We start from the raw sequence: 19,121 nt of genomic DNA on the forward strand, positions 1-19,121 counted from the left end.
TAATGCGAGGCTTTTCCGTCAAAACGCTTTACTTACCCACGACGTGGGCGGTTTCGCGTCCTTCATCGTTCGCCGCGCCAGGCGTAACCGGCGAGTAGGCGAGCTTCAGGATGCGGCTGGTATCCGCCAGCACTTTCTCCGTCAGCGCCACGTCGCCGTTGAGCTTGCGGCCCCAGGAAGGCACGACGGCGCGAATGCGGTTCTGCCATTCAGTCGAGGCCATTTGCTCCGGCCAGGCTTTCGCCATCAGCTCCAGCATAATAGGTGCTGCGGTCGATGCGCCCGGTGAGGCGCCGAGCAGGGCGGAGATAGAGCCATCCTGCGAGGTAACCACTTCAGTGCCGAGTCGCAGCACGCCGCCCTCTTTGGCATCTTTTTTAATGATCTGCACGCGCTGTCCAGCGGTAACCAGACGCCAGTCGTCCGGATGCGCATCCGGCACGTAGGTGCGCAGCGCCTCCATGCGATCGGCGTCGCTCTGCAGCACCTGATCGACCAGATATTTCACCAGATCGAAATTCTTCAGCCCGACGTTCATCATCGGCAGCAGGTTGCCGCTGTTCATTGAACCGAACATATCCAGCAGCGAACCCTGTTTCAGGAACTTAGTCGAGAAGGTGGCGAATGGGCCAAACAGCAGCACTCTTTTACCATCCAGCACGCGCGTATCGACGTGCGGCACCGACATCGGCGGCGCGCCAACCGAGGCTTTGCCGTATACCTTCGCCATATGCTGGCGTACCACGTCTGGATTCTCGGTGACGAGGAAGGAGCCGCCTACCGGGAAACCGGCATAACCGCTGACTTCCGGAATGCCGCTTTTCTGCAGCAGCGGCAGCGCCGCGCCGCCCGCGCCGATAAAGACGTTTTTCGCCGTCAACACGCGTTTCTCGCCGGTGGCCAGCGCATGCAGCGTGACCTGCCAGCGGCCGTCGCTCAGGCGCTTAAGATCGTGCACTTCCTGACGCAGACGCAGGCGGAAGCCAGGGTGCTTCTCCAGCGAAGCGATCAGCTGGCGCGTCACTTCGCCGAAGTTGACGTCAGTGCCCATTTCCGTCCAGGTCGCCGCCACTTTCTGTCGGCGATCGCGTCCTTTCATCACCAGCGGGATCCACTCGGCAATCTGCTGCGGATCTTCAGAGTAGGCCATGCCGCGGAACAGCGTGCTTTTCTGCAGCGCCTGATAGCGCTTGCGCAGGAAAGCCACGTTCTCTTCGCCCCAGACAAAGCTCATGTGCGGCGTGCTGTTAATAAAACGTTCAGGCGAATGAAGACGACCCTTCTGAACCTGATACGCCAGGAACTGACGGGAGATCTGGAAGGATTCATTGATCGCCAGCGCTTTGCTGATGTCGATGCTGCCATCCGCCTTTTGCGGCGTATAGTTTAGCTCCGCCAGCGCGGCATGGCCGGTACCGGCGTTATTCCAGCCGTTGGAGGACTCTTCCGCTACGCTATCGAGACGCTCGACCATTTCAATGGTCCAGTACGGCTCCAGCTCCTGTAGCCAAGCGCCTAAGGTCGCGCTCATCACGCCAGCACCAATCAGCAGCACATCAACGTCTTTACGCTCGGACATCTGTGGTTTTTCCATGCCAGTGGCGCTCATTGCGAGCGTAAGGCTTAAAGCTGTCTTGCACATGAGGCGACATCTCCTCTCTCTGTTGACCTGATGCTCAACAGGTTCGCAGGCGAAATAGCCGCGCTTCTTGGGAGCGCGTTGCGCTATTTCTCAAAGGTTAAGACTCAGGTTCGTTTAAGCGGGATGCAGGTTAACTGCACGTTATGCTTTGTCCATTGAATATAACATTCTCGCCTCTGAATTAAACATTTGTTTATTTTTTAAATGCAGAAATGATTCAGCATAAGAATTAATCATCTCAGGCGGGTGGCTATAAGGAATTTTTTACCGAAAAGTCAGCAGGTTAACCGAATATGATGTTGCGTAAATGCACAATGACAGTGCAAGACGGGAAATGGAGAAGAATTCGCCTTATTTTATAAGTTTTTGATTTGAATGATTTAAGCAAAAAATGAACGATAAAGAATTTTTTATGAGGCGGGCTTTTTCAGCCGATTCTGTAAAAATAATGTTACATTTTTGTGATTACTGGCTGCCCGCTTCGGCACAAAAGCCGCCACGGGCAGGTCAAAGGATCAGGCGCGAAACCAGCGGCGATAAATAAAGCGGATGACGTAAAACTCGATGGTGCCCAGCAGCAGGAACCATACGCAAAAAATCAGGGTGTAAAGCTGGTTGATATCCTGCAAGTGCAGCCGTTGCGTCAGGCTTTTAGCCATCGTCAGGCCGAAATTCGGCGCGGGCAACAGCAAAGCAGAAAGAAAGCCAAGCAGCAAAATGCCGCCGGGAATAATCAGGGATTCAAAGGGGTTTTTCATCAGCAGGTTCCGCATTAATCAGCGCGGCTATTTTCCGGCAATCTTCGCCAGGGTTCAATCCCCGTGGTTGCTGCTGGGCTGAGCGCTGTTTTTTGCCTGAGAAAAGGCTTAAGTACCATTAACTTAGCAGCAAAAGATAGCGAACGATAAAAGTTATAGCCTTTGCTATACTTAAACCCATGATTTTCTTGTCTTTTTATCCGGCAGGATGCGTGTTAGACTGCGCGCTCTTTTAGCCGACTTAACCTTTATTGCGGTAAAAAGCGGGTTTCTGAACGCTTTTAGCCCTGACATTAGCCATTATGACTTTTATCGCAACCCTGATCCTTGCCTTCGGAATGTCGATGGACGCGTTTGCCGCTGCGTTAAGCAAAGGCGCGGCGTTGCATCGTCCCGGATTCAAAGAAGCGCTGCGCACCGGTCTGATTTTTGGTGCCATTGAAGCGCTGACGCCGTTAATTGGCTGGGCCGCAGGGCTGGCCGCCAGCCGTTATGTGATGGCCTGGGACCACTGGGTCGCCTTCTTTCTGCTGGCGTTCCTCGGCGGCCGTATGATGATGGAAGGTTTCCGGCAGACGGCGACGGCTGAGGCGTGCGAAGCGCCCCAGCGCCATGGCTTTATGGTGCTTGCAACCACTGCGGTCGCCACCAGTCTCGATGCGCTGGCGGTCGGCGTCGGTCTGGCCTTCTTGCAGGTTAATATCATCGCGACGGCGCTAACCATCGGTATGGCGACGACCATCATGGCGACCACGGGTGTGCTGATTGGCGGCTTAGTCGGTCCTGTACTGGGCAAGTGGGCGGAAGTGCTCGGCGGGCTGGTATTGATTTCGATTGGCTGCACCATCCTTATTCAGCATCTCAATCTCTTCTCCTAACGGCAGACAGAGAAAATTAATGTCGTTTTTGTGATCTGGTTCAAAATTTATTGCCTGTAAAATGCACAAAAGCTATACTTTGACTGCATTTATTCAACAAATTTTGAATCAGGTGATTTATGAAACGCTTAGTAAAATATGTCTTCCGCGCTTACGTTGAAACCTTCAAATACGTCCCCCCAGGCGCAATGTACTAATCTGCCGCCAGCGACCCCTTGCTATCGCGGTCAGGTAAGAGTCCGTGATTATCATCTCGCTTCAGACCGCGCTGGGCTTTCTCTGTATTATGCGGTTTGCGCTCCGCCGACAGATCGGATGAGCGAAAGTTTGTACGATTTTTATCTTATCTTTTGCTAACCTGCGCGCGAATTTTCCTATAACAACGAGGCAGTAATGCAGCTTTGCAGTTTTTATCTTCCTGACCAGGCAAGAAAAAGTTTCGGCATCGTGCTTGAAAACGGCGTGGTAGATGTCGGATTGCGCCTGGGCGCGCAGTGCCCGGATTTGAAAACCTTTCTTGAACGTTCTTCCATGGCTGACCTGGCCGCTTTCCGCGAGATGCCGGCTGATTACGCTTTCTCCGCGCTGCAGTTTCTGCCGGTAATTGAAAATCCAGGAAAAGTCTTCTGCGTCGGGATGAACTATGCCGATAAGCGCAAAGAGTTCTCCGAGACCCTGGACGCCCCAACGCTGTTTATTCGCTTCGCCGACTCGCTGACCGGACACGACCGGCCGCTGCTGAAGCCAGCGACCACCAGCGAGTTTGATTATGAGGGCGAGTTGGCGGTGATTATCGGCAAACCTGCGCATCAGGTAAAAGCGGCGCAGGCGCTGGAATATGTTGCTGGCTACAGCTGTTTTATGGATGCGACGGTGCGCGACATGCAGTTTACCTGGTTCACCGCCGGGAAAAACTGGCCGCAGACCGGCGGTTTCGGGCCGTGGATGACCACTGCCGAAGCAGTCGGCGATCCGCAGGCGCTGGCAATTAAAACCTTCCTGAACGGTCGCGAAGTGCAGAACGACACTACCGGCAGCATGGTGCACAAGGTGGCGAATATCATTGAATATATTTCCGCCTTTAGCCCGCTCTCGCCGGGCGACGTCATTTTCACCGGCTCGCCGGGCGGCGTCGGTAAGAAACGCACGCCGCCGCTGTTTATGTTCAGCGGCGACGTGGTAGAAGTGGAAATCGAAAAGATTGGCCGCTTGCGCAACGTGATCGCCTGATCCCGCTGCTGGCTGCGATTATCTCCGATCGCAGCCTCTTCTTTTGTACCGCACCACAACTTTCCCCCGTCTCGCCTGCTGGTCACGCTTTCGCCGCCTACACTGAAGTGACACAACCATTTTCAGGAGTGGGTAATGAGGCGGAAGGAAAAACCGACGCGCTGGAAAAGCGGCGCGCTGCTGGCCGGGCTAGGGCTGGGCACAGCGGCAACCTTATGGGGCGTTCAGCAATGGCGGCGTTTGAAACAGACGCCGCCCGTTTCGCCGCGTAGCCACCATGCGGGGCTGGCTGGCTATTTTCAACAGGTCGGCGAGTGGCGCATGTTTACCCGCGTCACGCCCAACGACGCACCCGGCCTGCCGCTGGTGCTGGTACACGGGCTGGTGATGTCGGGCCGCGCGATGGAGGAGCTGGCGCTGGCGCTCGGCAATAACTACCGCGTACTGGTGCCGGATCTGCCTGGGTTCGGCGCCAGCACTTTGCCGCCTTCGGCGCCGACGCTGTCGGTCGACGAACAGGCCGACGCGTTGTGGGAGTGGCTGCAGCACAACCAACTGTCGCGCGCTATCTGGATAGGCAACTCCTTTGGCTGCCAGATCCTCGCCGCGCTGGCGGTCAGGCATCCTGACGCCGTGGCAGGGTTAGTGCTGCAAGGGCCAACGGTAGATCGTCACGCCCGCAGCCTGGTGCGTCAGGCCTGGCGCGACTGGCGCAACGGCCGTCTTGAGCGGCACCGCTCGCCCGCATCGCTGGCGCGCATCGATTATGCCAAAGCCGGACTCTGGCGCGCGCTGAAAACCATGCGCATGATGATGCACGATCGTATCGAACAGCGGCTGGCTTACGTCAACGCGCCGACCCTGCTTCTGCGCGGCTCGCGTGATTCGGTTTCGCCTGCGCGCTGGGTAGAAGAGCTGGGCGCGCTGCTGTCGCGCGGCGAGATAATGACGCTGCGCGGCGGCACCCATACGCTGCACTACGTTTATCCCTGGAGTTTCTGCCACGCCATTCGTCCCTTCCTGGCGCGCATTCAGCAGGAGAATCAGCATGAGTAAACCACCGAAGGGCATCGCCCGCTTCGACTCTGCCGCCGCCATGCTGATGGCGCTGGCCCACGCCCTGCATGACAAACCCTTCGACAGCCCAAGCCAGTCGCCGATGCTGGATCGCCTGCTCCCTTCGCTCAATCGTCTGCCGACCCGGCTGAAAGAGTGGGGTTACGCCATTGGCGGCATGGCGGAGGGGATCAGCGAAGCGCAGGCTGGGGATCTTGACGTCGAAGGTATTGCCGAGTGGATGGTAAGCGAATACCCGGAGCGTGACTATCCTGCGGCTTTTATCGGTTCTTCGAACGGCGCGCTGACGCATCTTGCCGCCGCGATGGGCGTGCCCTGGCTGCCGCAAACCTTTCTCTGTCCGGTGCGTTCGCTCAATAACGATCCTGACGACGCGCAGGCGGGTTTCGAACAGGGCAAAGCGGTGGCGGCGGCGCTGCTGGCCGCCTGGCCGCGTCTGGCGGTACACCACATGCAGGATCCGAATCAGGACAGGCTGATGCTCGATCAAATGAGCTACTTCCGTCTGAAGCTGCGCGCGCTGCCGCTGGCGTTCAATGAGTTCCTGATGCGCAGTTTGCCCGATAAAAGTACGCTGTTCGTCAACCACTGCACGCGCCAGTGGCCGGTGACGCGCACCAGCGATCGCTCTTTCTTTCAGTTCGGTGCGCTGGGCGGCGCGACGGAGAAAGAGTATCTGCAGGGCGGCGGGCGCGTAGAGGGATTTCTGGCGCGTTACGGCAGCGATCGCAGCCGCTGGAATGCGCCTGCGCCAACCGACAATGTGCCGGAGGCGGAGTGGGGGCTGGATGAATATATCAAAGCGCCGTTGAAAAGGATGGCGGCTGACCGGAACTGGCAACTGCTGGAGATACGCTATCAGGATCCTGAAGCGTTGAGCTTCGTGGTGGCGGAAATCTACCGCGACTGGTATCTGGCGGCGGGGATACACGCCACGCGTCTGACGGTCGATAGTTTCCTGCTGATGGACCCCTGGTGCACCATGCGCCAGCATGCCATTCCCTTCTGGCTGGTGTTCGGCACCGAGCCATCAGCGGCAACGCTGTCGCGTTTTCTGGATCGTCAGCCGCGCTATCGCGATATCGATATGATGCTCTTTTCTCATGGTACGGAGAGCATCGGCATCGCGCCTGTCGAACGCTGGCGCCAGCTGCTTGACCGCGCCACGCACGCCGGGGATTTTGTCGGCGTGGATACCGAGCGTTTCCCACACGATTTCGCCACCTTTGCCCGTTTCGACACTGCGCTGCGGGAACGCGCGCCGCTCTTTGCGCCGCCGCCGCCGCTCAGCGTAGAGAAGGTGATCGCCGGCATTGAGCGCTATGGCGCGCGCCACGGCGTGACGCTGCATAAGCTGAACTAGCCGGGCGAACGCCCGGCTCTGTTATTACGCGCCGTCGGTAATGGGCTTACGCACCAGGACCAGATAGGCGAGGGCGCCAGCGACGGCGATACCTGCGCAGATCATCAGCGCGAGGCTGAACGACTTAGTGGTATCCAGCACCCAGCCGGTGATGACCGGCGCAAAAGAGGCGAATACAAAGCTGGCGAAGTTCTGGATACTGCCCACCGACGCGGTCATGCGCGCCGTAACATTAGCGTGGATCAGCCCCCAGCAGGAGGTGCCAGCAAAGTGGATGCAGAACAGCGCCATACCGATCAGCGTTACGGCGCTGGTGGTGTCGGTGGCGCGCGTCACGAAGGCGGTAAAGGCTGCCGACAGCAGCATGCCGGAGATAATGCAGACCTTACGCGTTTTTACTGCGTCAAAGCCGCGACGCACCAGCGCATCCACTGCATAGCCGTTGAGCAGCATGCCCGCTGCACCAAACAGGAACGGAATCGCCGCCAGCAGGCCGGTGCTTTTCAGATCCAGATGGTAAGTGGACTGCAGATAACCTGGCAGCCAGGCGATATAGAGCCAGGCGGTATAGTTGATGCCGCTGAAACCGATCATCATGCCCCACATGGTGCGCTGCTTAAACAGGCCGCGCCATTCGGCAAAGCTCAGCGGCTCCTTGCGCGACGCGACGCTTCCCGCCTGCAGATAATGGATCTCTTCTGCGCTGAGGGTATTGTTGTCGCGGTCGCGATAAAGCATGTACCAGCCAATCGCCAGGAACATGCCGAGCACGCCAATGGTAATAAACATGCCGCGCCAGCCGAACGCCAGCATCATCGCGGCCAGAACCGGCGGCGCCACTGACAGCCCAATCATCGAGGCGGCGTTAAAGAAGCCCATCGGCATGCCGCGATCTTTAATGTTGAACCAGTCGTTGATGACCTTTACGCCGCATGGGTTCATTGGCGCTTCGCCGATGCCGAGACCGATACGCACCAGAATAAACTGGGTAAAGTTATGCACCAGCCCGGCGGCTGCCTGAAACAGCGACCAGAAAAACATCCCGATGCCTAACATAATGCGCGGGCCTTTACGATCCAGCAGCGCGCCGCAGGGCAGCTGCGCCAGACCATACGCCAGCGAAAAGGCGGAGAGCAGCATGCCGATCTCCGTGGCGTTCAGACCCAGCTCCTCGCGGATCGTCATGTTGGCGACCGAGAGCGAACTGCGGTCAAGGTAGTTGATGATGGCTGCGCACAGCAGCAGCAGCATGGCGGTGATCTGAATCTTGCGAATGCGCGGCGAGCGCACGATATCGCTGCGCGCGGGCACATACTCCTGCCCATCGGCAGCCGGGTTTTTAGCATCGCGGGTTGAGGTATTTTCCATGGCTTACTCCCGTAGCGGGGTCGTTATCGTTATCTGATGTCAAAGAACATAGCGGCCCAGCGGCCCGCCATGAGTTTCAGTCGAGACTAGAAGCAATGCAGCCATGATGTTGCGAAGTTGTTTCTGATTCGTGCGGAAGCTAATGCTTTGTGGTTTTTAATCGGTTTTTAATTGTACTGGCGAATAGAGCGCGCCATTGACGAGCGCGACGTGGCGAGATGGTTATGCAATGCCAGCAGCGCATCGACATCCTGGCGGCTGATAAGCGCGGAGAGCAAGGCCATATGCTCCTCCAGCGCCACGATATTGCGCTGCTTGAGATCGCGCTCATCCCACTGATAGTGCGAATGAAAAATAACGGAGATGATCTCCAGCGAGTGGTTGAAAAAGGGGTTGTTGGCGGCGGAGAGGATCAGCGAATGCAGCTCTTTATCCAGCGCGGCGAACTGGCGGTAATCGCTGGCGATGGTATCGCGCAGCGCGCGGTGGCGATCCAGCAGATCGCGCGCCTGAATCCAGCGCTCATCCTGCGACGGCAGGTTCAGAAAACGCGTCAGCGCATGGGTTTCCAGCATTTCGCGCAGCTCAAACAGCTTGTCGGCGTAGTCGAGCGTAAATTTCTTCATGCGCCAGCGGCCGCGCTTTACCGGCTCCAGCAGATCGTAACGCATAAAACGCAGCAGAAACTCGCGCACCACCACCGGACTGACCTTAACCCGCTGCGCCAGCTGTAGTTCGCTAAAGGCGTCGCCGGGCGCGAGCTGGCGCAGGTTAATCATCTCGAAAAACGCCTGTTCAAACTGGCTTGCCTGCTGCTCGATCGGCGAGGACAACTCGCTGAATCCATCCTCGTCCTGCGGCTGACGCACAATTACGTAAGTACCCGCGACCTTCTCCAGCACGCCGCGCTGCTCCAGATAGTGCAGCGTATGGCGCACCGTGGTGCGGCTAATATTGAACATCTCTGCCAGCGCCGCCTGCGCCGGCAGCGGCGAACGAATATGGTGCTGGGCGATCCCTTCCAGCATCTGGTTGATAACGTTCTGGCGCAGATTCAGGTTTCGGCTCACGGATGCTCTCCGGGTTTTTATTCATTAAAAACCATTCAAATCCCAAAAAAAACGTCACGCCTCACAGATCGCGCGGGCAAAACGGCCAGTCTGTGATCAATTCGTCATAAAGGCGGCAGGACAACAGGAGAATTCCCATGACGACAATGAAAAGCCTGGTCATCGCTGAACCGAAGAAAATGGTCTGGACCACGCGTGAGCAACCTGCGCCTGCGGCGGGCGAAGCGCTGATTAAAATCATCACCGCCGGTATTTGCGGCACCGATATCCACGCCTGGGCGGGTAATCAGCCTTTCTTCAGCTATCCGCGCGTGCTGGGACATGAGCTGTGCGGCGAAGTGGTCGCGCTGGGCGAAGGGGCGCAGGGCGTTGAGCCTGGCCAGCGCGTGGCGCTGATCCCCTATATCTCCTGTTTGCGCTGCGACGCCTGCCAGAGTGGGAAAACCAACTGCTGCGAAAAAATTTCAGTGATCGGCGTGCATCAGGATGGCGGCTTTTGTGAGTTCCTGGCGGTTCCCGCCAGCAATCTCTTGCTGGCAGAAGAGGTCGCGCCGGAAGCCGCTGCGCTAATTGAGCCGTTCGCTATCAGCGCGCATGCGGTGCGCCGGGCGCAAATCACGGCAGGCGAACATGTGCTGGTGGTGGGCGCAGGGCCGATCGGTCTGGGCGTGGCGGCGATTGCGGCGGCGTCAGGCGCCAGCGTGGCGGTCGCGGACACCAGCGAATTCCGCCGCGCGCATGTCGCGAAAGAGCTGGGTCTGGCGGCGCTCGATCCCGCGCGCGAAGATTTTTACGACGCGCTGCGCGCGCAGTTCAACGGCAGGCTGGCGCTGAAGGTGATCGACGCGACCGGCAGCCCGGCAGCGATGAACAACGCGGTCAATCTGATGCGCCACGGCGGCACCGTGGTCTATGTCGGTCTGCACAAAGGCGATCTGGTTATTCCAGACAGCGAGTTCCATAAAAAAGAGGCTACCCTGATGGGCAGCCGCAATGCGACGCGCGAAGATTTCGACCGCGTGCGCGATTTAATGGCGAGCGGCAAGCTGCGCGCCGAGATGATGCTCAATGCCCATTTCGCCTTCTCGACGCTGGCGGAAAGCTTCGAGCCACAGGTGATCAACAACCGTGAGCTGATTAAAGGCGTTATTCACTTCGACCGCTAAGCGTGCGCAGGAAATGGTCGCGCACCTGCGCGGCATTAACCCCCAGCGCCACGCGCTGGGCGGGCACATTGCGAAACGGATCTTCCCGTGACGCCAGCGCGCTGAGCTTGCGTACCGTCTGGCCGCGCGCGATGCCTTCGGTAATGACGCGCAGCGGGCCTTCCGCCAGCTGAAACGCCTCCGGCTGGCAGAGCCAGGCGATCGCCAGCGTGTCGTGCAATGCCATGCCGTCGAAGCCCTCTTTTTGCAGACTATAGGCAAGATAGGGCCGCACAATGGCGTTGAGTACCGGCTGGTTAAGCTGCCGCACCTCCTGACCGCTGATCAACACCTTATGCGTTACGTCGAGCGGCATGACCACCACCTTCAGCGCCGAGCTGAGCACCTGGTCGGCAGCGTGCGGATCTTTCCAGATATTAAATTCGGCGAAGGGCGTGACGTTGCCGCTATGGCCGTCGGTACCGAACGCGCCGCCCATTATCACCAGCTCTTTCACCAGCGGAATGATGTCGGGTGCCTGATTGATGGCGCTGGCAATATTGGTCAGCGGGCCGATAGCTACCAGCGTAATTTCATGCGGCTGTGCGCGCACGCTGTCGATAATAAACTGCACCGCGCCTGGCGCCATGTCGCTGTACGCGTTATCAAACGCATCGCCTAAGCCATCTTCACCATGCAGTTTCGCCGGTTCGCTGGGCGCCAGCGCCAGCGGGCGGGCGCAACCGCGATAGATCGGCGCGTCAATCTGCATCTTTTCACAAAACAGGCGGGCGTTCTTTACCGCCTGACCCACCGCCACGTTGCCAAACACCGTAGTGATGCCCAGCAGCCGCTGCGTCCGCGCTGCGTAAGCCAGCGCAAAGGCGTCGTCTACGCCGATGTCGGTATCGAAAATCAGAGTACGCATGAATTCTCCTGCGGAGCGGGATATTGCCTGAAAAAGCAACAAAACAGTTGCTCATGGTTTTTTAGAGTCTAAATCTGGTCCATCAGAAGTGTAGGTAATGAACCGACGGCCCTGATTCGACGCGCGCTGGATGAGTTCGAACAACGCGTAGCGCCCTGTCCGGAAGGCTGTCCGATCTGTAGCGAACTGCTGGCCTCAGGCATCAGCCGCTATCGCGAATGTTATACCAGCGAAGGCTATCGTATCCTCTACTCGCTGGCGCTGCCGAATGTCTTCGTTCATCTGCTGCTCTCGTCGCGGCAAAGCATTCAGAATCTGCTTTTTCGTCGTCTGCTGCTCACCTGACCCGCTTGTCTCTCCTGGTGCATCGTCGTATTATCAACGCCTTAAGGTGATGGCGTTCCACCTTTCCCAACCGCCTGCTGGCGATCCCAGCGGCTGATGACGCCTGACATTAACCCTAATCCTCTCGCAGGCGTTACTGGTGTGTCAGGCTGTTTCTCTCTCCGCCACGACCCTGCGCGATTGCCGACTACAGGAGCAAATCATGTTGAAGTCGTTGTTCGCCGTTATGCTGGGCGGCGCTGCAGGCTGTACGCTGCGCTGGCTAATCTCGCTGCGCTTTAATGCGCTGTTTCCCAGCCTGCCGCCGGGTACGCTGCTGGTTAATCTGGCTGGCGGATTTATTATCGGCGCGGCGCTGGCCTGGTTTATCAAATATCCCCACCTCGACCCCGCCTGGAAGCTGCTTATCGTCACCGGCTTATGCGGCGGCCTGACGACTTTCTCTACTTTTTCGGCAGAAATTCTCATGTTGCTACAATCAGGAAAGTATTTGTGGGCGATGGCGAGCGTGCTGGTGCACGTCACCGGATCGCTGCTGATGACCTTTGCCGGCTTTGCGCTGGTGAATGCGCTCGGCTAAGCAACGCAAATACCGGCCACAGAGGCATTCCGCGTCTGTCGCAACCGATTATTCCGGACGATTAAGGAGGACGTTCATGACTCAACCTGCATTCCTTAACCTGGTGCTGTTAAGCGGTGAACCTGAACAGAAACTACAGGCCGCGCGCGACGCGGGATTCGATCAGGTCGAAATCTGGCGTGAAGATGTCGAGGCCTGTCAGGGCGGCGCTGCGCGTCTGGCGCAGCAGGGCCTGGGTTTTACCAACCTGCAGGTGCTGCGCGACTTCACCGGTGCGCCCGGCGAGCTACGCCTGCAAAAACGGGACGAGCTGCGCCAGTTTATCGACATGGCGAAAGCGCTGGGCTGCGACACCATCCAGGCGCCCGCCACCACCCGCGATGACTGTATTGCCGAACAAATCGACGAAGATCTGCGCTGGATGGCCTCGGAAGCGGCGCGCTTCGATATGCGCATCATGTATGAGCCGATGGCGTGGTGCAGCGTCGATAATACGCTGCCGCAGGCGTGGGAGCGCCTGCGTCGGCTGGATCAGCCTAATATCGGGCTGGTGGTGGATCTTTTCCATATCTGCGCGCTGGGCGGCGACGCTTCGCATCTCGATGGCATTCCCGCCGAACGGATTTATGAGGTGCAGCTGTGCGATATGGCAGTTCAGCCGCCGCCGCAGGATAAGCAGGCGATCATGAAACTCGCTAAGCATCAACGCCAGCTGCCTGGCGCTGGCATCATTGATATCGGTAGCTTCGTCGATAAGCTGAAAAGCGCAGGCTATCAGGGGCCGGTGGGAATTGAGGTGTTCAATGACGATCTGAAACGCCTGCCGCCGCATGAGGCAGCGCAGCAGGCGTATGCGGCGTTAAGGCGTTTCTGGCCTTAATCCTGTAGACACTGAGCGATAAAGGCGGCGGCACGCATCGCCCCCTGTGGCGAAATGGTGTGCTCCGTTCTGGGTTCAAGCTGAAGCTCAAGGGGCACGCCAGCGGCTTTCAGACGCTGCGCGGCTGATTCGCTCTCGCGCCACGGCACTACCGCATCGGCGTGACCGTGGATCAGCAGCGCAGGCGTCTGTTCTGAAGGCGACAGCGGCTCATCAAATGCCAGTCGACCGGAAAAAGCGACCACGCCCGCCAGCGGGAAGCGGCCTGATGCCAGCGCGTCGAGCGCCATAATCGATCCCTGCGAAAATCCGACCAGCACCACCTTTTCCCAGGCGTCGCGCAGCGCATGCCGGGCGAGAATCGCCTCCAGCGTTGCGTCAAAGGCTGCGCGGGCGGCGCGAACGCGCGCCGGACGATTCTCTGGCGTCACCCCGTCAAGGCTGAACCACTCAAAGCCTGCGCCATGCGGGAAGGGAAAGGGCGCATCAGGCGCTGCGAAGATGACGTCCGGCAACAGCGGCGCCCAGTGATGCCCCAGCGACGCTAAATCCTCGCCGTTGCTGCCGACGCCATGCAGAAAAATCACTAACGCTTTCGCCATCCGCTTCTCCTTAAAAACCGTATTCGCTCATATCGGCCCCTGTCGGCACGATGCCGTTGGGATTGAGCGCCTTAATGGAATAGTAGCCCTGTGGTTCGATATTCACCCTCTTACGCGTGCCGGAAGCCGACAGCATGCCCTTGAGATAGCGGTTGAGCAACGGATAGTCATGCCTCCGGCGCTGATAAGATTTAAACAGGCCGCAGCAGAGATCAAACTTTCGGTCCAAACGAGCCGATCCATAAAGCGCCTCTACAGCTGGAATCGCCAACGTGCAGGCTCTTAGCCGTCGGTTGAGCGCGTCACGCTTTCCCATTCGGCGATACTGCGTTCAAGGCTGCGCAGTTTGTCGCGCACCAGCTGCAGCGCGTCGCTGCCCAGCAGCAGGTGCGACGGCGGCGCGGGATGCTCCAGTAAGCTGAGGATCGCCAGCGCTGCTTTATGAGGATCGCCGTTCTGTCGGCCGCTTTTAGCGATGCGCGCTTCACGTACCGGATCGAAGAGCGCATCGTAATCGCGAATAACGCGTGCGCTACGCACCATGGAGCGACCTGCCCAGTCAGTGCGAAACGAACCGGGCGCCACGGCGGTTACGGCGATATTAAATCCGGCCAGCTCCTGGCTCAGGGTTTCCGAAAAGGCTTCCAGCGCGAATTTACTGGCGCAGTAGTCGCTGATGCCGGGCAGCGTAATAAAGCCGCCCATCGAAGTGATATTGATAATCCCTCCGCGTCGACGTGCGCGAAAAAGCGGCACCAGCGCCTTCATCATCGCCACCGCGCCCCAGACGTTAACCTCAAACTGATGGCGCATTTCCGCCAGCGTTGCCTCTTCGAAAATACCTTCGTGGCCATAGCCTGCGTTGTTGATAAGCGCATCGATCGGGCCGTGTGCCTTTTCCAGCGCCTGCACCAGCGGGGCGATACGCTCTACATCGGTGAGGTCGAGGATCGCGCCGTGGGCGCGCGCCGGATCCAGCGCCGTAAAGGCATCCAGCGCCTGCTGGCTGCGTACGGTGCCAAAAACGCTGTGGCCCGCCGCCAGCGCAGCCTGTGCCAGCGCCTGACCGAAGCCGCTGCTGACGCCGGTGATTAGGATCTTTTTCATTCGTTTTCCTCTTTAAGGGGGTGCTTCAGATTGCGCCCGCCGCGACAAAAAGAGGATGCCTGTTCATCTGCCATCCTTGCCTGAAACGCTGATTTTCACACTCAGCAGAAGGAAATTGCGCCCGAACTGTGCATAATCCTCGCATGAACGCTGAATCTCTACGCCTGCTCGCCGCGCTTGCGCCGCAGGAAGGCTACAACCTGACGCCGCTGCCCGACGTGCGGCTGCTGCGATCCAACCGTCCGCTGAGCCGCACGCCGGTGCTCTACGATCCGGGCATCGTCATCGTGCTGCAGGGCCGCAAACGCGGCTATTTCGGCAATCGCGTTTACTGTTACGACGCGCAGCACTACCTGGCAGTATCAGTGCCAGTGCCCTTCACCATGGAGACGGATGCCAGCGCGGAGGCGCCGCTGCTTGCGATCTATATGCACCTCGATCTGCCGGTAGCGGCGGAGCTGCTGCTGCAGATGGAGCAGGCGGGCGCGACGGTGTCGCAGCAGCCGGCCGGAATGCTGTCCACGCCGCTCAGCGACGCGCTGCAGCGCTCGGTGACGAGGCTGCTCCATGCCCTGAGCGATCCGCTGGAGGCGGCGCTGCTCGGCCCGGCGCTGGTGCGTGAAATCTACTTCCACGTGCTGAGCGGCGAGCAGGGAGGTGAACTGCGCGCCGCGCTGGCGCAGCAGGGCGCCTTCGGCAAAATCGCCCAGGCGCTGCGTCATATTCATCAAAACTATGCGCAGGCGCTGGATGTCGCGCAGCTCGCCAGCTGTGCGAGGATGAGCCACGCGACTTTTCACGCCCATTTTCGCGCCATCACCCAGACGTCGCCGATGCAGTACGTTAAGTCGATTCGTCTGCACCAGGCGCGGCTGCTGATGGTGCGCCAGCAGATGACCGCCGCCGCGGCCAGTCTTGCCGTGGGTTACGAAAGTCCATCGCAGTTCAGTCGCGAATTCCGACGGCTGTTCGGCCTGTCGCCAGGCGAAGAGGCCAGGCGACTGCGTAACAGCTTCGCGCTGCCGCCCGCCCAGCCGAACGCGCTTTTCGTCGCTTCACATTAGGTGCCGTCGCCCTTTCGCTGTGCGGCAAAACCTGCTTGACTAACCTTTCGCCCGTTTTGGCCTGGAGTTCTGCATGTCTTTGCTTCACCTTGCTTCGCTGGCGGATGTCGATGCCGCTGAATGGGACGCACTGTTGCCCGACGATCAGCCCTTTTTACGTCATGCCTTTCTGCTGGCGCTGGAGGAGAGCGGCAGCGTGCGCGCTGAGAGCGGCTGGCAGCCGGATCACCTGCTGTGGCGGGAAGCGGGCGCGCTGCGCGCCGCCGTACCCGGCTACCGCAAACGCAACTCATGGGGCGAATATGTCTTCGATCACGCCTGGGCGGACGCCTGCCAGCGCGCGGGCATTCGCTACTATCCAAAATGGCTGGGCGCGATCCCCTTCAGCCCGGTGACCGGCGCGCGCGTGCTGGGCGAAGCGCAGGCTGCCGCGCAGCTGCTCGCCGCGCTGCCGGAGAGGCTGCACAGTCAGGGACTGAGCAGCGCCCATATCAATTTCACCGACGCGCGCGCCGATGCGCTGCTGCGTCAGCAGCCGGACTGGCTGATGCGGCTCGGCTGCCAGTATCACTGGCATAATCGCGGCTATCGTGATTTTCAGGACTTTCTCGATACCCTGATGTCGCGCAAGCGCAAACAGCTGCGCAAAGAGCGCGAGCTGGTGGCGCAGAGCGGCTTTGAGTTTATCTGGTATCGCGGCGATGAACTGCGCGAGGATCAGTGGGACTTCATTTACACCTGCTACGCCAATACCTATGCGGTGCGCGGTCAGCGGCCCTATCTGACGCGTGACTTTTTCAGCCTGCTGGCGGCGCGGATGCCGCACAGCATTCGCGTGGCGATAGCGCACCTGCAAAATCAACCAGCGGCGATGGCTTTCTGTCTGGTGGATGGCGAGACGCTATACGGACGCTACTGGGGCTGCCTGGCGGAGTTCGATCGCCTGCATTTCGAAACCTGCTTCTATCAGGGCATGGACTACGCCATCGCGGCTGGCCTGAAGCGCTTCGACGCCGGTGCGCAGGGCGAGCATAAGCTGGTGCGCGGTTTTGAACCGCAGATCACCACCTCATGGCACTATCTGACGCATCCAGGCCTGCGCGATGCGGTGGCGGATTTTCTTCAGGAAGAGCGGGAAGGCGTGCGCGCCTGGGCTGATGAAGCGCGCGACGCCTTGCCGTATCGACGCGGCGATTAATGATCGCCGACAAAGCCGCTGGTCTGGTGCCGCCACAGCCGCGCATAGAGACCGTTGTGCGCCAGCAGCTCGCTGTGGTTGCCCATTTCGACGATATGTCCCTTATCCAGCACGATTAGCCGATCCATTTTGGCGATGGTCGACAGGCGGTGCGCGATGGCGATAACCGTTTTACCCTCCATCAGCGCGCCCAGACTCTCCTGAATCGCCGCTTCCACCTCAGAGTCGAGCGCGGAGGTCGCCTCATCCATGATTAAAATCGGCGCATTCTTCAGCAGCACGCGCGCGATAGCGATGCGCTGGCGCTGTCCGCCAGAAAGCTTCACGCCGCGTTCGCCAACGTGCGCATCCAGTCCGGTGCGCCCTTCGGCATCGGAGAGGCGCGGAATAAATTCGTCGGCGCGCGCGCGATGAATCGCCGCCTGCAGCTCCTCTTCGGTGGCGTCAGGGCGACCGTAGAGCAGGTTGTCACGAATCGATCGATGCAGCAGCGAGGTGTCCTGAGTAATCATGCCGATCTGGCCGCGCAGGCTCTCCTGCGTCACCTCGGCGATATTCTGATCGTCGATGGTGATGCGGCCGCCGTTCAGGTCATAGAGGCGCAGCAGCAGATTAACCAGCGTCGACTTACCGGCGCCGGAAGGGCCGATCAGGGCGATCTTCTCGCCGGGCTTGATATGCAGGTTAAGACGGTTAATCACCTGATGGCCGCCGCCGTAGTCAAAGCGAATATCCTCATAGCGGATCTGACCCTGCGTCACCTCCAGCTTTTTCGCCTGCGGCGCGTCCTGCACGCTGAGCGGCTGGGCGATGGTATTGATACCGTCCTGCACCGTACCGATATTTTCAAAAATACCGTTCACCACCCACATGATCCAGCCGGACATATTGACCAGACGAACCACCAGACCAGTCGCCAGCGCGATGGCGCCGACGCTGATCAGCGACTGGCTCCACAGCCACAGCGCCAGGCCGGAGGTCGAGACGATCAGCAGGCCATTCAGCGACGAGAGCGTAACGTCCATGCTGGTCACCATGCGGCTCAGACGATAATTTTTGTCGGTCTGCTCCTGCAACGCTTCACGCGCGTAGCGCTTTTCCAGATCGTGATGCGCAAACAGCTTGATGGTGGCGATATTGGTGTAGCCGTCGACGATGGTGCCCATCAGCTTCGAGCGCGCCTGCGACGCCACCACGGAGCGCGCCTTTACGCGCGGCACAAAGTAGCTCAGCGAGGCGATATAGGCAGCTATCCACAGCACCAGCGGGATCATCAGTCGCCAGTCCGCTTCCGCAAACAGCACCAGCGACGTTATCGCATAGATCAGCACATGCCAGATGGCGTCTACCAGCTGCACCGCGGAGTCGCGCAGCGCGTTGCCGGTCTGGGTGATGCGCTGGGCGATGCGTCCGGCAAAGTCGTTGTGGAAGAAATTGAGGCTCTGGCGCAGCACGTAGTTATGCTGCTGCCACTGGATCATGCTGGTCATGCCCGGATTGATGCTCTGATGCACCAGCATATCGTGCAACGCGATAAAGACCGGGCGCAGGATCAGCGCGACAAACGCCATCCACAACAGAATGGGCCAGTGCTCGGCGAACAGCGTGGCGGGCGTCGCGCTGTTGACCAGGTCGATAATGCGACTCAGGTAGCTAAACAGCGCCACTTCAATCAGCGCCGATACCAGCCCGACAACCAGCAGCGCCGCAAAGCTTGGCCACACCTGACGCAGATAGTACAAATAAAAGGGGCCGATGCGGCCTGGCGGCGAATCGGATGGAGCATCCTGGAAAATATTGATAAAACGTTCGAAACGGCGATACAACATAACGACTCTCTTTGCGCCTGGGGAGAGTAAACAGCTTAGTGCAACTTAAAAGGGATT

Annotated in this window: 18 protein-coding genes, 1 pseudogene and 1 riboswitch; of the genes and pseudogenes, 10 read left to right on the forward strand and 9 right to left on the reverse strand. The window is 59.1% G+C overall.

Going from position 1 to position 19,121, the window contains the following annotated elements:
* Nucleotides 1-28 precede the first annotated feature (28 nt).
* Both mqo and MHZ89_RS16990 read right to left on the reverse strand, forming a co-directional pair.
* On the reverse strand, nt 29-1,642 hold the full coding sequence (mqo, locus tag MHZ89_RS16985) for a malate dehydrogenase (quinone) (protein WP_311783983.1): 1,614 nt from the start codon (nt 1,640-1,642) through the stop codon (nt 29-31).
* 515 nt (nt 1,643-2,157) lie between these two features.
* Nucleotides 2,158-2,400: a DUF1158 domain-containing protein gene (locus MHZ89_RS16990; RefSeq protein ID WP_311783984.1), complete on the reverse strand. Its 243-nt coding sequence runs from the start codon at nt 2,398-2,400 to the stop codon at nt 2,158-2,160.
* A 302-nt stretch (nt 2,401-2,702) separates the two neighbouring features.
* Here MHZ89_RS16990 and mntP point away from each other — a divergent pair, with 302 nt between their 5' ends.
* The 5 genes from mntP to MHZ89_RS17010 all read left to right on the forward strand — a co-directional run bounded on the left by mntP (nt 2,703) and on the right by MHZ89_RS17010 (nt 6,948).
* Complete coding sequence (mntP, locus tag MHZ89_RS16995; protein WP_311783985.1) at nt 2,703-3,278, forward strand: manganese efflux pump MntP; 576 nt, start codon at nt 2,703-2,705, stop codon at nt 3,276-3,278.
* Nucleotides 3,279-3,397: 119 nt separating this feature from the next.
* Nucleotides 3,398-3,475, forward strand: a complete 78-nt coding sequence (gene azuC, locus MHZ89_RS22705; RefSeq protein ID WP_120457375.1) for a stress response protein AzuC — start codon at nt 3,398-3,400, stop codon at nt 3,473-3,475.
* Between the two features lie 196 nt (nt 3,476-3,671).
* Complete coding sequence (locus MHZ89_RS17000) at nt 3,672-4,508, forward strand: fumarylacetoacetate hydrolase family protein (RefSeq protein WP_311783986.1); 837 nt, start codon at nt 3,672-3,674, stop codon at nt 4,506-4,508.
* Between the two features lie 135 nt (nt 4,509-4,643).
* On the forward strand, nt 4,644-5,564 hold the full coding sequence (locus tag MHZ89_RS17005) for an alpha/beta hydrolase (RefSeq protein WP_311783987.1): 921 nt from the start codon (nt 4,644-4,646) through the stop codon (nt 5,562-5,564).
* A complete protein-coding gene (locus tag MHZ89_RS17010; protein ID WP_311783988.1) occupies nt 5,557-6,948 on the forward strand; it encodes a hypothetical protein in 1,392 nt (463 codons plus the stop codon). The genes MHZ89_RS17005 and MHZ89_RS17010 overlap by 8 nt, the downstream gene beginning before the upstream one ends.
* A gap of 24 nt (nt 6,949-6,972) precedes the next feature.
* Here MHZ89_RS17010 and MHZ89_RS17015 read toward each other — a convergent pair whose 3' ends face one another.
* Nucleotides 6,973-8,316 (reverse strand): MFS transporter, encoded by a 1,344-nt coding sequence (locus MHZ89_RS17015; RefSeq protein WP_311783989.1) that lies wholly within the window; start codon nt 8,314-8,316, stop codon nt 6,973-6,975.
* Nucleotides 8,317-8,483: 167 nt separating this feature from the next.
* Nucleotides 8,484-9,386: a GntR family transcriptional regulator gene (locus MHZ89_RS17020; protein WP_120457064.1), complete on the reverse strand. Its 903-nt coding sequence runs from the start codon at nt 9,384-9,386 to the stop codon at nt 8,484-8,486.
* A gap of 137 nt (nt 9,387-9,523) precedes the next feature.
* On the opposite strand from MHZ89_RS17020, the gene MHZ89_RS17025 reads away from it, so the two are divergent.
* Complete coding sequence (locus MHZ89_RS17025) at nt 9,524-10,552, forward strand: zinc-binding alcohol dehydrogenase family protein (protein WP_311783990.1); 1,029 nt, start codon at nt 9,524-9,526, stop codon at nt 10,550-10,552.
* On the opposite strand, the gene MHZ89_RS17030 is transcribed toward MHZ89_RS17025, so the two are convergent.
* Complete coding sequence (locus MHZ89_RS17030) at nt 10,533-11,459, reverse strand: nucleoside hydrolase (protein ID WP_311783991.1); 927 nt, start codon at nt 11,457-11,459, stop codon at nt 10,533-10,535. The genes MHZ89_RS17025 and MHZ89_RS17030 overlap by 20 nt on opposite strands.
* 381 nt (nt 11,460-11,840) lie before the next feature.
* A riboswitch (Fluoride riboswitch) is annotated at nt 11,841-11,917 on the forward strand.
* Nucleotides 11,918-12,006: 89 nt separating this feature from the next.
* Here MHZ89_RS17030 and crcB point away from each other — a divergent pair.
* Together crcB and MHZ89_RS17040 are read left to right on the forward strand one after the other, a co-directional pair.
* Entirely contained in the window at nt 12,007-12,384 is a 378-nt protein-coding gene (crcB, locus tag MHZ89_RS17035) for a fluoride efflux transporter CrcB (protein WP_126689855.1), read from the forward strand.
* A gap of 76 nt (nt 12,385-12,460) precedes the next feature.
* Nucleotides 12,461-13,264 (forward strand): sugar phosphate isomerase/epimerase family protein, encoded by an 804-nt coding sequence (locus MHZ89_RS17040; RefSeq protein ID WP_311783992.1) that lies wholly within the window; start codon nt 12,461-12,463, stop codon nt 13,262-13,264.
* Here MHZ89_RS17040 and MHZ89_RS17045 read toward each other — a convergent pair.
* The 3 genes and pseudogenes from MHZ89_RS17045 to MHZ89_RS17055 all read right to left on the reverse strand — a co-directional run bounded on the left by MHZ89_RS17045 (nt 13,261) and on the right by MHZ89_RS17055 (nt 14,973).
* Nucleotides 13,261-13,866, reverse strand: coding sequence for a dienelactone hydrolase family protein (locus MHZ89_RS17045; RefSeq protein WP_311783993.1), 606 nt, complete (start codon nt 13,864-13,866; stop codon nt 13,261-13,263). The two genes, MHZ89_RS17040 and MHZ89_RS17045, sit on opposite strands and share 4 nt — an antisense overlap.
* A gap of 10 nt (nt 13,867-13,876) precedes the next feature.
* Nucleotides 13,877-14,068: pseudogene (locus MHZ89_RS17050) on the reverse strand (glutathione S-transferase family protein); the annotation flags it as partial.
* Nucleotides 14,069-14,148: 80 nt separating this feature from the next.
* Nucleotides 14,149-14,973, reverse strand: coding sequence for an oxidoreductase (locus tag MHZ89_RS17055; protein WP_311783994.1), 825 nt, complete (start codon nt 14,971-14,973; stop codon nt 14,149-14,151).
* A gap of 143 nt (nt 14,974-15,116) precedes the next feature.
* Between MHZ89_RS17055 and MHZ89_RS17060 the strand changes: the two genes are divergently transcribed.
* Together MHZ89_RS17060 and MHZ89_RS17065 are read left to right on the forward strand one after the other, a co-directional pair.
* The gene (locus MHZ89_RS17060) at nt 15,117-16,037 is read left to right on the forward strand and encodes an AraC family transcriptional regulator (RefSeq protein ID WP_311783995.1); all 921 of its coding nucleotides are present in this window, start codon (nt 15,117-15,119) and stop codon (nt 16,035-16,037) included.
* A 73-nt stretch (nt 16,038-16,110) separates the two neighbouring features.
* The gene (locus MHZ89_RS17065) at nt 16,111-17,235 is read left to right on the forward strand and encodes a GNAT family N-acetyltransferase (RefSeq protein WP_311783996.1); all 1,125 of its coding nucleotides are present in this window, start codon (nt 16,111-16,113) and stop codon (nt 17,233-17,235) included.
* Here MHZ89_RS17065 and MHZ89_RS17070 read toward each other — a convergent pair.
* Entirely contained in the window at nt 17,232-19,064 is a 1,833-nt protein-coding gene (locus MHZ89_RS17070) for an ABC transporter ATP-binding protein (RefSeq protein WP_311783997.1), read from the reverse strand. The two genes, MHZ89_RS17065 and MHZ89_RS17070, sit on opposite strands and share 4 nt — an antisense overlap.
* Nucleotides 19,065-19,121 lie beyond the last annotated feature (57 nt).

Origin of the sequence: Pantoea sp. ACRSB, from assembly GCF_022346905.1 — a bacterium.
GTDB lineage: Bacteria > Pseudomonadota > Gammaproteobacteria > Enterobacterales > Enterobacteriaceae > Pantoea > Pantoea piersonii.

What these genes read in the sequence shown, in the direction of transcription:
- mqo (WP_311783983.1), bottom strand. Translation starts at nt 1,642, where the DNA reads ATGTGCAAGACAGCTTTAAGCCTTACGCTCGCAATGAGCGCCACTGGC.
- MHZ89_RS16990 (WP_311783984.1), bottom strand. Translation starts at nt 2,400, where the DNA reads ATGAAAAACCCCTTTGAATCCCTGATTATTCCCGGCGGCATTTTGCTG.
- mntP (WP_311783985.1), top strand. Translation starts at nt 2,703, where the DNA reads ATGACTTTTATCGCAACCCTGATCCTTGCCTTCGGAATGTCGATGGAC.
- azuC (WP_120457375.1), top strand. Translation starts at nt 3,398, where the DNA reads ATGAAACGCTTAGTAAAATATGTCTTCCGCGCTTACGTTGAAACCTTC.
- MHZ89_RS17000 (WP_311783986.1), top strand. Translation starts at nt 3,672, where the DNA reads ATGCAGCTTTGCAGTTTTTATCTTCCTGACCAGGCAAGAAAAAGTTTC.
- MHZ89_RS17005 (WP_311783987.1), top strand. Translation starts at nt 4,644, where the DNA reads ATGAGGCGGAAGGAAAAACCGACGCGCTGGAAAAGCGGCGCGCTGCTG.
- MHZ89_RS17010 (WP_311783988.1), top strand. Translation starts at nt 5,557, where the DNA reads ATGAGTAAACCACCGAAGGGCATCGCCCGCTTCGACTCTGCCGCCGCC.
- MHZ89_RS17015 (WP_311783989.1), bottom strand. Translation starts at nt 8,316, where the DNA reads ATGGAAAATACCTCAACCCGCGATGCTAAAAACCCGGCTGCCGATGGG.
- MHZ89_RS17025 (WP_311783990.1), top strand. Translation starts at nt 9,524, where the DNA reads ATGACGACAATGAAAAGCCTGGTCATCGCTGAACCGAAGAAAATGGTC.
- MHZ89_RS17030 (WP_311783991.1), bottom strand. Translation starts at nt 11,459, where the DNA reads ATGCGTACTCTGATTTTCGATACCGACATCGGCGTAGACGACGCCTTT.
- crcB (WP_126689855.1), top strand. Translation starts at nt 12,007, where the DNA reads ATGTTGAAGTCGTTGTTCGCCGTTATGCTGGGCGGCGCTGCAGGCTGT.
- MHZ89_RS17040 (WP_311783992.1), top strand. Translation starts at nt 12,461, where the DNA reads ATGACTCAACCTGCATTCCTTAACCTGGTGCTGTTAAGCGGTGAACCT.
- MHZ89_RS17045 (WP_311783993.1), bottom strand. Translation starts at nt 13,866, where the DNA reads ATGGCGAAAGCGTTAGTGATTTTTCTGCATGGCGTCGGCAGCAACGGC.
- MHZ89_RS17055 (WP_311783994.1), bottom strand. Translation starts at nt 14,973, where the DNA reads ATGAAAAAGATCCTAATCACCGGCGTCAGCAGCGGCTTCGGTCAGGCG.
- MHZ89_RS17060 (WP_311783995.1), top strand. Translation starts at nt 15,117, where the DNA reads ATGAACGCTGAATCTCTACGCCTGCTCGCCGCGCTTGCGCCGCAGGAA.
- MHZ89_RS17065 (WP_311783996.1), top strand. Translation starts at nt 16,111, where the DNA reads ATGTCTTTGCTTCACCTTGCTTCGCTGGCGGATGTCGATGCCGCTGAA.
- MHZ89_RS17070 (WP_311783997.1), bottom strand. Translation starts at nt 19,064, where the DNA reads ATGTTGTATCGCCGTTTCGAACGTTTTATCAATATTTTCCAGGATGCT.